Source organism: Candidatus Hikarchaeum yamanae, from assembly GCF_009889665.1.
In the GTDB taxonomy this organism is placed as follows: domain Archaea; phylum Halobacteriota; class Halobacteria; order Halobacteriales; family Hikarchaeaceae; genus Hikarchaeum; species Hikarchaeum yamanae.
The window spans coordinates 1-15064 of sequence record NZ_WTZR01000009.1 but is presented as its reverse complement, the minus strand read 5'-3'; the positions used below and the strand labels follow the sequence as shown (position 1 = coordinate 15064).

The following is a 15064-nucleotide window of genomic DNA, read 5'->3' as shown; positions in this document are numbered from 1 at the left end:
TCAAACTTCAGGCATAAACTTTTATCGTGGAGCAAGGGATTTATTGATTCATAAATGCTACCAATCGACAGTTCACCCATATCCCGAAATGGAAAAATTCTAATCTTGGCATACGACCACGGACTCGAACATGGCCCTATAGATTTCACCGATCTACCCCAGACTATTGATCCTCAATCCATTTTTGACCTGGCATGCCACGAAGCTGTTACAGCCCTAGCAGTTCAAAAAGGCATTGCAGAAGCATATTTCCCATCTTACAAAGATGATGTTACCCTTTTGGCAAAAATAAATGGGACTTCTAACCTTTGGGTCGGGGAACCAAACTCTTCAGTAAATTGGTCTGTTGATTATGCAGTTGAAATTGGGGCATCCGCGATTGGATTTACCTTGTACGGGGGATCAAACCATGAGGTTGAAATGGCAGAAGAATTCAGATTGGCCCAGGAACAAGCTAGATCTCATGGAATCCCTGTAGTCATGTGGTCTTATCCCCGCGGACAAGGAATAAACGAAAAATTCAACGGAAACGATACTGATGACGAAGTCATAGCCTATGCGTCTAGACTTGCATTAGAATTAGGTGCAGATGTTGCCAAAATAAAATACCCTGGAAGTGAAGCTGCAATGAGGTGGGCAGTCAAAGCCGCAGGCCCTGTAAAAGTGGTTCTTAGTGGAGGTTCAAAAGTAGACGATTTGACATTCCTTAGCAGTGTCCAAACTGTAATGGATGCCGGTGGATCTGGTCTCGCAGTTGGCCGAAACGTATGGCAGCGAGAGAATGCAAATGAGATGCTAGAAGCACTTGGACGGATAGTCCACGGTGGCGAGCCCGCCGAGGACGCCATATCCTCTCTAACATGATCGAAGATATATTCGATATTATAGCAAAATCCGCCCCCTTAATTCGAAATGAATTGCGCACTAGACGTGACTCTTCTACGACTCAGAATCCAACTGGAGATGCCCAATTAGCAGCTGACATTTGGGCAGATAACCTCTTCGCAAAAAAAATCCTGGAACTCGATGGAGTTGGATCTTACGCATCTGAAGAACGTGAAGATGTATTAATTTCTGGAGAAGGACTTTCGGTTGCAATAGATCCTCTAGATGGATCCTCTAATTTATTATCTAATAATATGATAGGAACCATCGTCGGTGTGTATGATTCCCCTCTGCCCACTTCCGGAACTAATCTAATAGCAGCAGCTTACGTTCTATATGGTCCAATTACCACAATGGTAACTGCACATTCTGGATCTGTCAACGAATATATAATTGATCAAGGACAGCTCCAACTCCTTCGAGAGAATATAACCTTGCCAGAAACTCCTCAATTATATGGCTTTGGAGGGATTGAAAAAGAATGGAAACCTCACTTTAAAAAATATGCAGATAGCATTCGAAATACACTCAAACTACGTTATGGCGGTTCACTCATAAGCGATATTAATCAAATATTAGCCTACGGTGGGGTTTTTGCATATCCCGATCTCCTATCCTCTCCCGATGGAAAACTTAGAATTTTGTTTGAAGCACACCCTGTGTCCTATATAATTGAATCCGCAGGGGGCCTATCCTCCAATGGACGTATCTCAATTCTAGATTTATCACCCGACGATCTGCACGATAGAACTCCCCTCTATGTTGGGAATAAAAATCTAATTGAAGAACTTTCCACTTTCTATCAATGACTAAGTACGAACGCGACACCAATTTGGCATCTGTTGTCATCTATGATTCTAAATGTCCATACTGCTCAGCCGTAACAGACTGGCTGAAACGAACTCGAGATCTTGGGGCAGTGTCATGGCACGAAAATATAGCCCAAAACTTCTTGAAAGCCCAATTTAATTATTCACCATTCGCCGTTTTCTTAGTCGTTCTTTCTGAAAAAAAAATCTATGCTGGACCTGATGCAGCACGGGAATTATGTGAACGAGCAAGACTACCTGGGCTCTTCGGACGATTGGTAGAACAAGAATATCATAAAATATCTAAAACCGCGAGTTTATTCTCCAATCGAAAACAATCACTAGATAAAATCGAAGGTGAATTTCCACTAAACTCTAATTCCTTATTATTGTTGGATGATTTGTTCCACGAAGCGTGGACGCTTCCCTTCGAGGAATGACATATTTATAATATTACCATTTCAGCCAGTATATTCTGAATTATTTCAATTTGGATCATTTCTGCTCACAATGTATCGAATAGCTGACCATACCCTTCAACTTTGGGAGAAATCCCTCCTAGTTGATACGCCTTCCAAACCTGTGCCTGAGCATCTCCTATCACTGGAACTCCTGTATCTTGCTCTAGTACTTCTATGAAACTAGCACTTTCCCATTGAGGACATGATATGTATATTGCATCATAACCCTCGCTTTCTTTTGCCAATTCCACCGCAGCACGGTATGCGGTAGATGAAGAAACCCCATCTATATCCCCTGGGCCGCTGCGATTTATCCCTGCTAATGCAACAACTTCGAGCCCACGATCTTTTAGATATTTAACACGTTCCTCATTTCTTTCTTTGGGATATGGGGTAACTGCTATAATGGATTTCGCCCCCACAGCTTTCATGGCATCTACATGAGATTTCAAGTTAGTTGTTATTGGGGCTCTTATTTCTGCATTTATACGATCTAGCAGATCATCCTCTCCTTTTGCACCTTTCAATGCAAAGATAGGGCTCCCTCCTGCAATAATGCAGTCTACACCTCTTTCATCCAATCTTTTAGCTGCTGGATATACCTGTTCAAATGCTTCTGAGAGGTTTTCAGGCGTAAACCTCTCTACTCCCATATTTACGACATACATTTCCACCCCTTCAACTATCATTTTTCGAAATTCATTTCCATGATTCCACACCGAAGGTTCAATTTTTCCAAATTTAAGACGCCAATGATCCATAGTACTTGTCCCTATAGACTTCGCAATTATATTAAAAGTTCCCTGTAATTCCTCCCCATTCAACGCGATTGCATCTATTTTATTACATTAGCAAACCAATCGTGACTAATGGTAATAGATTTGACATTGGCCTGCGGGGAATATGACCTGACATATGCTCTTCACACAGGCCTCGTACAACCAAGTGGCATTGATCTAAATGTTCTCACTTATGAATCCCCTGAACGCCATTGGCGGATGATGCGCCATGGAGAATTCGATATATGTGAAATGTCTTTAGGATCTTACCTTGCCTCACGAAAACACCCCGACCTTTACCCATTCACAGCAATCACTGTCTTCCCCCATCGAAGATTCCGCCATTCATATATGTTCAAGCATAGCGGAATCTCTTCCACAAATCCGGGAGATCTCGAAGGAAAAAAAATTGGTTTGAGGACCTGGCAAACTACGGCTGGTATCTGGATGCGGGGAATAGCACAAGAGCAATACGGACTGGACTTAACTTCTGTTGAATGGTATACTGATGACACCGAAGACGTTCAACTGACCATCCCTGATAAATTCAATGTTCAAAGAATTTCTGAGGACCGCAATATTGAAGAAATGCTAGTATCTGGAGATCTCGATGGGGCTTTCTACCCCGCCCGTTTGAGCTCTGTAAAACATAAAAAAGGAGCAGAACATATATTCGAAGATCCTTTCCTAGAAGAACAGCGCTATTATGAAGAAACTAACCATTTTCCACTAATGCATACTGTGGTCATTCGAGACACATTGATAGAGAAATACCCTTGGATAGCAACAAACATTTATAAAGCATTCTCCGAAGCACGTGACATATGCTTACAAAAACTAGAAGACCCTCGGTGGACCGCATTAGCTTGGGCACAAGAACATCTCGACCACCAGCAGAAGGTATTGGGGACAAATCCTTGGCCGTATGGATTGGTTCCTTCCAACCAGCGCACTCTTGACAAACTACTTGATTATGCATATGATCAAGGCCTTACCCCTAAAAAATATTCTCCAGAAGATTTATTTGCTAAAAGCACACTGGATCCTGAAATAGAAGGAAAAGAATACGTATCCGGAAAGTAGTTGTCCTACTACTCTTATTGGTTTTAGTTAATCTGATTCTCTAACGCTTCAATCACCCTTTCTGGTGTTATCGGTATTGTATCAAATTCAATAGAAAGGGCATTTACGATGGCATTTCCGATTGCGGGCGCGGATGCCATCATTCCCATTTCCCCAACACCCCTAGCCCCATATGGGCCCACTTCATCCTCTGTTTCAATTATTATAGTTTCCGATTCATAAGGCAATTCCATCGTCCCTGGAATCCGATAATCTTTAAAATTAGGATTAACAACTAGTCCTTTTTCATAGATAATCTCTTCATACAGGGCACTAGATATACCCTGGCCCGTTGCACCTTCTATTTGCTGCTCAACACTTTTTGGATTCAAAGCAAATCCTACATCCGTCGCAGTAATTATTCGAAGAACTTCAATTCTACCTGTTATCTGATTAACGGCAACCAATGCAGCTTGGCCCACTGGAGTCCAGAAAGCATGGTGCTTTCCACCTTTTCTAGAATCATATGTAGCAGTTCCAATCAATTCACCCCCCTCTTTTAACATGGTATTTGATACTCCTACCATTTGACCATAATTTGAGAATAGACGATTAACAGATATTCTACTGTCCTCTTTTCCTTTTAGAATGATTTCTCCATCTGATGTCTTCAAATCCGAAGAATCTATTTTTTCATCAAATTCCCCTACCGCCAGATCAAACATTTTTTGTTTTACATCCGCTATCGCCTTCCGAACTGCATTTCCTGTGTGGTATGTAAATCTGCTCCCCGTTGGTCCTCTATCATATGGGCTGTTTGCAGTATCTCCTGCAATAATCTTAACTTTTCCCAACTCAATGTCAAAACCTTCCGCAATAATCTGAGTTAATACAGTTTCTGCCCCCTGTCCAATTTCAGGTGCTCCTATATATGCAATCACATTCATATCACGTTGAACTTTAATGGTAGCTGCAGCAGACGCTCTGGATACTGGTTTGTTCCCATACGCAATGCCTACGCCAATCTTCCATTCCTCCGTATCATATTCTGGATATTTGCTCTCTATGTCGATAGATCTCAATCCCTCTGCAGATTTTATCAAACAAGCTTCAGTATCAACTTTACCAAGCGTCTCCCCCTTCGCATTCATATCTCCCGCTCTTAGGAGATTTTTCAACCTATATTCTATTGGATCCAGTCCCACTACTCGGGCGATTTTATCCATGTGGCGTTCCATTGCCCAGTTAACCTCTGGTTTTCCAAAACCCCGAAACGCTGCGTATTTTGGCAAGTTGGTATATACTGCACAGCTTGTATACTTGACATTTGGAATTTTATACGAGCCAACTGTAACACTAGGGCCACTAACTGTGCATCTAAAAACTTGCTCATTATATGCTCCTACATTGAACAAAATTTCTGAATCTCTAGCTATGATTTTACCTTCTTTTGTAACTCCATCTTTCACTCTGACTATAACTTGAGGTCTGCTCACCCCTACCATATACTCTTCCGCTCGTGTTAATTGGAGCCTTACTGGGCGATCTGTTTTCTGCAGAATTCCAACCAAAATAGATTCTACAAACGGAGTGATTTTCCCACCAAAACCCCCTCCTACATATGGCGATTTTATCTCTATATCTCCTGGATTCAACTCTGGATATGCCATACATAGTTCAGTTTCAATATTATGTGGAACTTGTTGAGAGGTCCAAATTTTAATCGTACTTCCCATTCGCCTGCCCACTGAAACATGAGGCTCCATCGAACAGTGTTGGAGCGATTTAACCTCATATCTCCCTTCGACAACATGATCTGCATCTTCAAAAGCTGATTCTACTTCTCCCACTTCTAACGAATCTGTGTACATCAAGTTCGGACGATCTGTATACTCCTCATCCACATGATCCCTCTTTTCAAATCTAGGATCTCCTTGTTTCGCAAATTGATAACTCCGCACGTCTTCATGAACTGTAGCACAGGGATTTTCAGAAAAAGCCTCTTCTAAGTCAAATACTGCTGGAAGTTCCTCATATTGAAGTTTGATAAGGTTCACCGCCTCTTCTGCTATTTCTGGTGTTTCCGCAGCAACTGCAGCTATCGGTTCTCCTATATATCTAAGCTTCTCCGTTGCTAGTATCGGCTGATCTAAAATAAATTGGCCTCTGCGAGTATCAGGCACGTCCTTATAAGTTATTATCACTTCCACACCCTCTACTTTCTCTGCCTCTTCTACATCCACCCCAATCAACCGAGCGTGGGCGACGGGGCTAGTCAATAATTTCGCATGTAACAATCGATTTGGATTGATGTCCATTGCATATATTGCCTTGCCTGTAACCTTATCGGGTGCATCTACCCTTGCAATAGATTTTCCGACATGGCGATTTTCATTATGACCCTCTAGTCTAATTTTAACTTGACCACTTTGACTCATGCTTTCACGCTTCCTTAATTGCTGCCTGCTTAACCGCATCGATTATTTTGACATACCCTGTACACCTGCACAAATTCCCACTTAGTCCCTCTCTTATCTCTTGAACCGTTGGATCTGAGTTTTCTACCAGTAATGACGTTGCCGCCATTATAAATCCTGGGATGCAATAGCCACATTGAGACGCAAAACAATCTATAAAAGATTGCTGTAGCACAGAAAATTCACCCTCTTCTGACAGGCCCTCTATAGTTGTAATGCTCTCTCCGACCATTTTTCCCACTGGAATGAGGCATGATTTAACCGCTTTATCTCCTAGTAATACTGTACAAACACCACACACACCCGAGTCACAACTCTCTTTTGTACCCGTCAATCCCACATCATATCTGAGAACGTCTCGAAGAGGTTTATATGGGGAAACATCAACTACGTGTTTTTTTCCATTTATTTCTAGTCTTATCCCTTCCATTATACTTCTCCTATTATTTCGGATTTTACATCTTTAATTGTTTGTCTTGCGATCCTTTTAAAAACTATTTCTTTATACGATTTAGGCGTTTGAACATCTCCCATTAAATCTAAATTTTCTCCCAAAGCTTCTACAGCATTCTCCACAGTTTTATCCCCCATTTTAGTACCTTCTAATACTCTTTCCGCTTCTTTCGCACGCATAGGTGTGTCTCCGCCATTTGTTAATCCTATCCGTGCAACTGCACAAACTCCCTTTTCATTTAGCGTCAATCTCACACAAACACCCGCTATTGCATAATCTCCTTGCCTCGGAGTCATAGATCTATATTTCCCCCCCGAATATTTGGGCAATTTTGGAATCAAAATTTTGGTCAAAATTTCCCCATCTTCTATTGCAGTATCATAATAATCCACAAAAAAATCGTCCAAGGGAACTCTTCTACTCCCCGCTGCGTTTTGTATCTCTAATTCTGAGTCTAAAGTCAGTAGGACTGGGGGTGTATCTAACGCTGGGTCTCCATAGACTAGCCCCCCCCCAATTGTACCCTGGTTTCTCACTTGAGGTCCTGAGATTTCAGAAGTCGCTATTGCATAAAATCCAAATTCCTTTTCAATTAATGGACTTTTTTTTATTTCAGCATATGTCGTAGCGGCCCCAACCTCGATGTACTCTCCCACCTCTTCTATTCCCCTCATTTCTGCTATCTTGCTAATGTCAACCAGCAAATCTGGATCAATTAGCCCCTGACGCATCAATAACATCATTGTCTGTCCCCCCGCCACGATTTCCGCTCGACCCTCACAACACGATAATTTTTCTAGGGCATCCTCAACTGAAGAAGCAACGTGGTATTCCCCCATGATATGATCTATGAAAGAGTTGGAGTCTGATCAGTAAATATATTTGGACATGCCACCTTGATGTTTTTTTATAGATATAGTCCATTTATTGCAGTCTCTTAACGCCTACCATGAGTCCGACACCTGCCAACAAACCTGTTAACCCCACAACCGTGAAAGCTATTGAAATATCAGATACAATTAGCATAAGTGCAATCATTCCTGGGCCTACCACTTTACCCAAATTTTGGAATGTAGTCGCAACCGAAACTGCCCCTCCTCTCATACCTTCTGGGGCTATCTGATTCACCAAACTTTTCTGCCCAGGTGCTACCACTCCGTCCCCAAATCCATATAGTATTGCTCCCACCGCAATTACTAATGGAATTGGTAATACTCCCATAATTATTATGCCTAAACTCCCTATGATGAATCCTCCCATTATTATGTCTGTAGTTGAAAACACATTTGACAACCTCCCCACTTGCGTGGAGCTTATAAACGAGACGATCCCCTTCACTGCTACCAATAGCCCTGCTGTCTTGACATCAAGTCCTGCCTCTCCTATTGCCAAAACAGAGACATATGTGAGAAATCCAAACAAAAGTAAAAATCTAATAACAAATGTCGTAACCAAACATGCCATTCTCCGTTCACTGATCAGCAATATCAAATCATTTATATAATCTCTCATCGACGAATTCGTCGATTCTATCGATTGAGGGAGGACCCGCCACGCCCATATGGCCATTGGAATCGCAATTAAATAAAGCAAAAATGGATATTGCCATGAATATACAAATAATATTGCACTTAATATTGGTATTCCTATAATTCCTATATTTATCCCAGCCGTACGAATCCCTTGGGCGGTAGTCTCCTGAACGCCAGTATATAGGTCCCCTATCATTGCAATTACAATTGGACCTGCAGCAGAGTGGCCTACCGACTGCAACACCCTTAATACCAATATGGCTTCAAATGTATTTACCATGGCAATTGCTGCACCCGCCAATCCAAATAAAGCCAAACCGGGTACTAAAAAGTACTTCTTTCCATACCGATCCGAAAGAATCCCCATCATTGGGACTAAAATGACTGTGGGTATTGTGTACGCTAGCATCAGCAAACCTGCTCTAGCATCACTAATTGAAAATACAATAGCAAGATCTGCAATAATGGGACTTAAAACTGCAGATTCTGTTATTAACACGGCACTTGCCATGACCAAAGATTGAATTTTTGGATCCTTGATCACATCCCCTCCCTTTCCAAATAATATTGTACCGACGTTCTTTGCCATCACACTTCGCCTACATATATTCGATCCACGCTGTTCTTAAACCATATCATGTTATTTTCCACATTTTCCATTCATAATCGTTATTCCAATTCAGAAACAATATACTGTAGTACGGGTCGGTGGTCTAGTCTGGTTATGACATCGCATTTACACTGCGGGGATCGCAGGTTCAACTCCTGCCCGACCCATTTTAAATGCCCAAATTATCCTCGATCTGGTTAATTATAGGGGACATACGTAGGAAAATCTCCCTGCCATCTCTCATTCTACTCACCATCCTTGTTATCCTCCTTGCCGTTGCAATTTTGTTTACATTCCATGGATCTGCCCAGTCTCCCACCGCAACTGTGGTCTTTTTTGACACTTCTGAAACTGTACTCGCCCAAGCAGAACTTCAAATTTCAGACACTATGATCACCCGTTATATAGGTCTGAGTCAAACCACTTTTCTCGGTAAAAACCAGGGGATGCTTTTTGTTCATCCCTCTGAAACAAACCATGTTTATGTAATGCGCAATATGAGCTTCCCCATCGATATTATTTTCATAGATTCTCAGGGTACTATTGTTTCTATTCATCATGCGTCCCCTGAGCTACCTCCTTACACCCCTTATGAAGGACTTAGCAAATGGGTTATTGAATTGCCCTATAATTGGACACTTGACCACAATATATCTCCTGGTGACACCGTCCATATTTACTTAGACTAAACCGAGAAAATTTTACTCCTCTCCGCCATCCATATTACGTATACCTCATGGATGACATCGATTCTACCATTCCTTCTTTAAATTCTTCCAACCCGATGCTCCGTCTATTATTTTTCTATGGGGCCTCCAATATTCGGAATTTTCTTGTAGGCTTCATAGCAAATCTATTCGCTCGTATATCCGATCTCGTTCCTCCTTTCCTCCTCGGTGTTGCAATAGATTCAATTATTTTACGAGATAAACCATTTCTAATTCCATTTTTCTCTGAATCCTCCCTTCCTCAACACTCAATATCTCAATTTTGGTTTGTGGTTTTTCTCATTATATTCTCTTTTATCCTCAGTGCAATTCTCCATTGGTTTAGAAATTGGGGCTGGAATTCATTTTCTCAAAATATCCAACATCAAATCCGCATCGATACCTACGCCAGTTTGCAAAATTTAAATATGAGTTTCTTTGACAGAAAACACAAAGGCGAATTAATGTCTATCCTATCCAATGATGTCAACCGATTGGAAATTTTCTTAAATGATGGTTTCAACTCTGTCTTTCGGCTCGCAGTAATGGCAATTGGAATTGCAACTTTACTATTTTATATGAACCCTCCCCTGGCCGCAATTTCTCTTTTCACCATCCCTATAATCGCTTTTTTTACATATAACTTCACAAAATCTATACAACCAAAATATGCCGAAGTACGAGACAGTGTGGGGAAACTCCATTCTCGACTTAAACAGAATTTAAATGCAATCCAGTTAATTAAACTCTATAATACCGAATTCTATGAATCTAGTCGCGTAGAGGAAACTTCTCTGAATTATTATAATACCAATTGGGATTCTATCACAACCCGAATAAAATTTTTCCCCTCACTTCAAATTATATCTGGAATTGGATTTTCTATGACCTTTCTAGTCGGGGGATTCTGGGTTATATCTGGAGATATACTCTGGCTTTCCTCCCGTCCTCTCTATGCTGGGGAATTTGTAACATTCATGTTGCTCCATCAACAGTTGGTCTGGCCAATGACCCAATTTGGACAGGTCATAAATATGTATCAACGGGCCCGGGCATCCACCGTCAGAATATTTGGTTTAATCGATGAAACTAATACTCTCCCTGAAAAATCCAACCCTCCTGAACTAATCGTCGATTCTGGAACAATCATCTACGAAGATGTTTCTTTTGGATATTCTCAAGACAAAATATTGTCTAATATCTCTTTTAAGGCTGGGAAAGGTGAATCTTTGGCTATAGTTGGCCATAGTGGATCTGGAAAATCAACCTTATTGAGACTATTATTAAGATTGTACGATATAGATCATGGATCCATCACAATAGATGGGCATGATATTCGAGATCTATCTCTGAAGAGTTTACGTGACCAAATTGGATATGTTGGCCAGGATATTTTCCTTTTCCACGGCACGGTTAGGGAGAACATCCAATATGGATCATTCACAGCCAATGAGGAGGAACTTATTCAATCTTCTAAAGCAGCAAAGGCTCATGATTTCATAATGAATTTACCACATGGATATGACACCATCGTCGGAGAACGTGGAATCAAACTCTCGGGAGGACAACGACAACGAATTGCCATTGCACGAGCACTTCTAAAAGACCCTCCAATTTTCATTTTCGACGAAGCTACTAGCGACGTAGACACCCCCACTGAATCTTTGATATTAGATTTTATAAAGACCCACCATTCTGAAAAGACCATTCTGGCTATTGCTCATAGACTCTCCACAATACAGGATTCAACTAATATCTTAGTTTTACAAGATGGGGTGATTATAGAATATGGAACTCATAATGAACTATTGAATAAAAAAGGATCCTATTCCGAACTTTGGAGTGCTAGAAATGTCTAATTCATCTGGCCATTTCTCCCCAAACTACCACCGTTGATTACAAGACCAATGACAACCTTAGTACATTATGGATCTATCTCAGGTCACTTCCGAAGATGCAAAAGATGCGGCATCAAAAATAGTAGTTTTTCCTGTGGGAAGCACAGAACAGCATGGGCCCCATGCACCTCTTTCTACCGATCTATTACTAGCCAAATCTGTCGCAGAAGAAGGCATCAAACAATTTCCAGGCGAAGCCATTCTCGCGCCCTCCCTACCCTTCGGCGTATCTGAGGAGCATAGAAATTTCCCTGGAACACTTTGGCTTTCTCCACAAACTTTTCGCGATTGTATATCGGACGTGCTCAATTCTTTTATTCATCACGGATGGAATAAAATCATCATAGTAAATGGCCACGGAGGCAACATCGACGCATTAAATGAAATTTGCGCCGATATAACCCGAAACACCACAAAACCTGCATTTGCAACTACCTATACCTGGTTTCGGTATTCAGACGATCTCCCCATGGGCCATGCAGGTGAAGTTGAAACATCTATGTTATTGCATCTTTTCCCCAATCTCATCAATTCTGGTATGATCTCGCAAGCAAGTTCCGATTCTGGAGATCGTTGGGGGTCTTTTGAACAAGGTGCACAAATGAAATACGACGTTGAAAAATTTACAAAAAATGGTGTTATAGGAGATCCATCTCTTGCGTCTAGTAATCTCGGGGAAAAATTATTAAAAGAATCTGGAACTTCCCTCGCTAAACTTCTAGAAGTGGTATCAAAGCTCAAACTTTCTTGATGATGTCTTCTTTTTTCTCAATTCATTCCTTTGTCTCTACAGACTCAACAAACATCAGTGGATAGCCACTTTCAACTCTCATTTTAGATACAACCTTTGTATCCTTATATTGAATCTCGATTCTAACTGCCATCATCTCCCCTTTTAATTCTGCATACCCAAAATCATCATTCATTGATTTTTTTACTTCCTCTTCTGATATCTCTACTGACACATTTGTACAATGTGGCTGGTTTTGAATTGATTTTTCAATTGCAGAAGATAAACTTTCGATATTATTCAGACTGATAGGGGCACTTGAAAACTGATGGTATAGCGATCCAAGCTTGACGCCCGACTCGAAACAAGCAATTTCCGTTTCCGTTGGTTTCATACAACTTGAACTTTCTGCCCTCTAAAGAAAAAGTTACTTCTCCTTTCCCCTCTCATTAACTTTCAATGAAAGAGGTAGTATTGCTTACAGGCGCACTAGGAAATGTGGGACGCACGATCCTTTCACACCTCTATGATCAATACACATGGCGTCTACTTGATAACCAGTCTCCCGATAGTGATTTTCCCTATGACTTAATTGTTGCTGATATTTTAAACACCACTGCTGTAAAAGAAGCTGTAGAGGGGGCTAGTGCAATAATTCACCTTGCCGGGAATCCTCAAACCTCTGCATCTTGGAACTCAGTTCTTCGAAATAATATTGAAGGTACTCAAATCTTACTTGAAGCCGCAGTGAATTCCAACGTTGAAAAATTTATCTTCGCATCTTCGAACCACGCAGTTGGTCACTATGAAACCGATCCAAATTCTGATTCTTCCAATCTCGATAGTCCATTTCCTCTCGATGGAACTGAACTTCCTCGACCTGGAAATCTTTATGGCGCCAGCAAAGCCATCGGCGAAATTCTAGGGCGATATTACCACGATGAGCACGGCATATCTGTCCTTTGCGTTAGGATTGGAAATTTAAACGGAGATGCACCTCCTGTTGACTACGCACGTGGACAATCTATGTGGCTTTCTAATCGAGATTGCGGCCATCTCTTCGATAGATGCCTACAAGCTGATTATGGGTATGAAATAGTCTATGGTGTTTCCGACAACGATGGTAGTTATTATTCCTTAGATCGTACTAGAGATATCTTGGGTTATTTTCCGAAAGACAACTCTGCAGAGCATATTTCTTAATTCTAAGAAATTATCCAAATAGCTTTTTAATATCCTTCCCACTTTCTCTCATTCTTTCTACTCTGCTTCTTATCTGCCCATATGCCATCCCTCGCAAATCTGGGTTTTTTACAAAAGCTACTATCAATTGCTCAATTTTTTTATACTTTCCCTCTTCAAATCCCCCTCTCGCATAACTAATCGCCTCTTTAATAATCTCATATTCGTATGCTTCGACCTCCTCTGATATCACTTCCGCAGCTAGAAATACAGATTCGATTTCTAAACCTGCCAATTCCATCTTGTCACCTCTATACGCTATAATGGGGATTTTTTCTTGGGAGAATGATTCCACATCCTGACTTATTTCAATAAGATATTCTCTAATAAGTCCAATATCCACGCCTCTGTACACTTCTGGTATTTTCTCTAAATACCCAAGCGAACTTTCTACGAGTCCTCTCATTCCCCTCCAATTTTCATTAGTCCCATGATATATTATGGCTGTAAATTGAATTAAACCTTGTAAAAATAACCTGTCCTCGCTCCCCTTCTCAAGTTTTAACCAGTATCGCTCCCACGCCCCATGGGCAGCATGGTACTCTCCGCTATTGTAAATGGCAATTCCAGCTTCCAAGTGCACCTTTAACTTCTCATCCTCACTCATTTGTAGATTTTGTCCTTTTATTTTCTTGATTACAGGTAATATTCAAGTCTATTGACATCTTACAACCCTCCACTTCATAAATAACATGAAATTTAGTGTTGGTCATTCACTCGTAGGATCTCTCGGTCTATTTCAAATCTTCACACTTTTTAAACTCCAATGACCTTCTTTAACACATGCCCAAAAATGGCCATGTGGTTGTTGACGTTGATGCACATTTTTTTGAACCATTACATGACTTTTCAAATTATCTAGTTGAACCATGGAAATCACGGTTTAGTGGAGCAACGAGGGGTAGATTTATCCCTGGTAGTACCGGTGACCGGTGGGTGGGTGGCAGAATTATGAGGAATGTAACTTCATACCCTCAAAAAGATATGACACCTGAGGAAATACCTATTGTGATGAAACATGTCGGTCTTGATAAGATTGTTTTACTACCCAACAAAATGCTTTCATTTGGAAAATTATCTAGTGATGAAATAGCAGTCCCTCTTGCAAATGGATTCATTGACTATATGCTCGATAAAGTTGTTGATCCCTCTGAAGGAATTTATACGATGCTAGTTGCACCCTTCCACGATCCAGAAGAGTCTGTCGCGTTAATCGATCGAGTAGCCGATGAAAAGGGAGTCGTAGCACTCTGCCTAGTCACCGCTGGGCCCGAACCCCCTCTTGGAGACCGAAGATACGATCCAATTTACGAAGCTTGCAACGATCGTAATTTCCCTGTAGTTTTTCATGCAGGAGGCTCTAGTGTGGATAGCTTCTTCATAAGAGGGTATCGAAAATTCCTTGAGACACATACTTT

The 15064-nt window shown here is 41.1% G+C and carries 16 protein-coding genes and 1 tRNA gene; 10 read left to right on the top strand and 7 right to left on the bottom strand.

All coding sequences use genetic code 11. The annotated features are described in order from the left end of the window. The first annotated feature begins 54 nt into the window (after window positions 1–54). From ACM9H2_RS04465 to ACM9H2_RS04455, 3 genes are read left to right on the top strand one after another with little or no spacing between them, the layout of a single operon-like run. A complete protein-coding gene (locus ACM9H2_RS04465; protein WP_415488645.1) occupies window positions 55–864 on the top strand; it encodes a class I fructose-bisphosphate aldolase in 810 nt (269 codons plus the stop codon). Next, complete coding sequence (locus ACM9H2_RS04460) at window positions 861–1694, top strand: class 1 fructose-bisphosphatase (protein WP_415488643.1); 834 nt, start codon at window positions 861–863, stop codon at window positions 1692–1694. Before ACM9H2_RS04465 ends, ACM9H2_RS04460 begins: the two co-directional genes overlap by 4 nt. Then, window positions 1691–2134 carry a DCC1-like thiol-disulfide oxidoreductase family protein gene (locus ACM9H2_RS04455; protein ID WP_415488641.1) on the top strand — a complete coding sequence of 148 codons (444 nt, stop codon included), beginning with the start codon at window positions 1691–1693 and terminating at the stop codon, window positions 2132–2134. Before ACM9H2_RS04460 ends, ACM9H2_RS04455 begins: the two co-directional genes overlap by 4 nt. Before the next feature lie 65 nt (window positions 2135–2199). On the opposite strand, the gene ACM9H2_RS04450 is transcribed toward ACM9H2_RS04455, so the two are convergent. Next, a complete protein-coding gene (locus ACM9H2_RS04450; protein WP_415488639.1) occupies window positions 2200–2916 on the bottom strand; it encodes a hypothetical protein in 717 nt (238 codons plus the stop codon). Window positions 2917–3024: 108 nt separating this feature from the next. Here ACM9H2_RS04450 and ACM9H2_RS04445 point away from each other — a divergent pair, with 108 nt between their 5' ends. Next, on the top strand, window positions 3025–4017 hold the full coding sequence (locus tag ACM9H2_RS04445) for a hypothetical protein (RefSeq protein WP_415488637.1): 993 nt from the start codon (window positions 3025–3027) through the stop codon (window positions 4015–4017). A 23-nt stretch (window positions 4018–4040) separates the two neighbouring features. Here the strand turns inward: ACM9H2_RS04445 and ACM9H2_RS04440 are convergent, their stop codons facing one another. The 4 genes from ACM9H2_RS04440 to ACM9H2_RS04425 all read right to left on the bottom strand — a co-directional run bounded on the left by ACM9H2_RS04440 (window position 4041) and on the right by ACM9H2_RS04425 (window position 9048). Then, window positions 4041–6434: a xanthine dehydrogenase family protein molybdopterin-binding subunit gene (locus ACM9H2_RS04440; protein ID WP_415488635.1), complete on the bottom strand. Its 2394-nt coding sequence runs from the start codon at window positions 6432–6434 to the stop codon at window positions 4041–4043. Between the two features lie 4 nt (window positions 6435–6438). Continuing rightward, complete coding sequence (locus ACM9H2_RS04435) at window positions 6439–6903, bottom strand: (2Fe-2S)-binding protein (RefSeq protein WP_415488633.1); 465 nt, start codon at window positions 6901–6903, stop codon at window positions 6439–6441. Then, window positions 6903–7766: an FAD binding domain-containing protein gene (locus ACM9H2_RS04430; RefSeq protein ID WP_415488631.1), complete on the bottom strand. Its 864-nt coding sequence runs from the start codon at window positions 7764–7766 to the stop codon at window positions 6903–6905. Before ACM9H2_RS04430 ends, ACM9H2_RS04435 begins: the two co-directional genes overlap by 1 nt. Window positions 7767–7851: 85 nt before the next feature. Beyond that, window positions 7852–9048 carry an MFS transporter gene (locus ACM9H2_RS04425; RefSeq protein ID WP_415488629.1) on the bottom strand — a complete coding sequence of 399 codons (1197 nt, stop codon included), beginning with the start codon at window positions 9046–9048 and terminating at the stop codon, window positions 7852–7854. A gap of 113 nt (window positions 9049–9161) precedes the next feature. Here ACM9H2_RS04425 and ACM9H2_RS04420 point away from each other — a divergent pair. The 4 genes from ACM9H2_RS04420 (at window position 9162) to ACM9H2_RS04405 (ending at window position 12425) form a co-directional block, all read left to right on the top strand. Continuing rightward, window positions 9162–9236, top strand: a tRNA-Val gene (locus ACM9H2_RS04420). 6 nt (window positions 9237–9242) lie between these two features. Then, window positions 9243–9758, top strand: coding sequence for a DUF192 domain-containing protein (locus tag ACM9H2_RS04415; RefSeq protein WP_415488627.1), 516 nt, complete (start codon window positions 9243–9245; stop codon window positions 9756–9758). 47 nt (window positions 9759–9805) lie between these two features. Further along, window positions 9806–11635 (top strand): ABC transporter ATP-binding protein, encoded by a 1830-nt coding sequence (locus tag ACM9H2_RS04410; RefSeq protein WP_415488625.1) that lies wholly within the window; start codon window positions 9806–9808, stop codon window positions 11633–11635. Between the two features lie 67 nt (window positions 11636–11702). Then, entirely contained in the window at window positions 11703–12425 is a 723-nt protein-coding gene (locus tag ACM9H2_RS04405) for a creatininase family protein (protein ID WP_415488623.1), read from the top strand. Window positions 12426–12447: 22 nt separating this feature from the next. On the opposite strand, the gene ACM9H2_RS04400 is transcribed toward ACM9H2_RS04405, so the two are convergent. Next, window positions 12448–12798, bottom strand: a complete 351-nt coding sequence (locus ACM9H2_RS04400; RefSeq protein WP_415488622.1) for a dihydroneopterin aldolase family protein — start codon at window positions 12796–12798, stop codon at window positions 12448–12450. 65 nt (window positions 12799–12863) lie between these two features. On the opposite strand from ACM9H2_RS04400, the gene ACM9H2_RS04395 reads away from it, so the two are divergent. Then, window positions 12864–13607 (top strand): NAD-dependent epimerase/dehydratase family protein, encoded by a 744-nt coding sequence (locus tag ACM9H2_RS04395; protein WP_415488620.1) that lies wholly within the window; start codon window positions 12864–12866, stop codon window positions 13605–13607. A gap of 10 nt (window positions 13608–13617) precedes the next feature. On the opposite strand, the gene ACM9H2_RS04390 is transcribed toward ACM9H2_RS04395, so the two are convergent. After that, window positions 13618–14253 (bottom strand): DUF309 domain-containing protein, encoded by a 636-nt coding sequence (locus tag ACM9H2_RS04390; protein WP_415488618.1) that lies wholly within the window; start codon window positions 14251–14253, stop codon window positions 13618–13620. Between the two features lie 176 nt (window positions 14254–14429). Between ACM9H2_RS04390 and ACM9H2_RS04385 the strand changes: the two genes are divergently transcribed. Continuing rightward, on the top strand, window positions 14430–15064 hold a 635-nt coding region (locus ACM9H2_RS04385; RefSeq protein ID WP_415488616.1), incomplete at its 3' end, for an amidohydrolase family protein.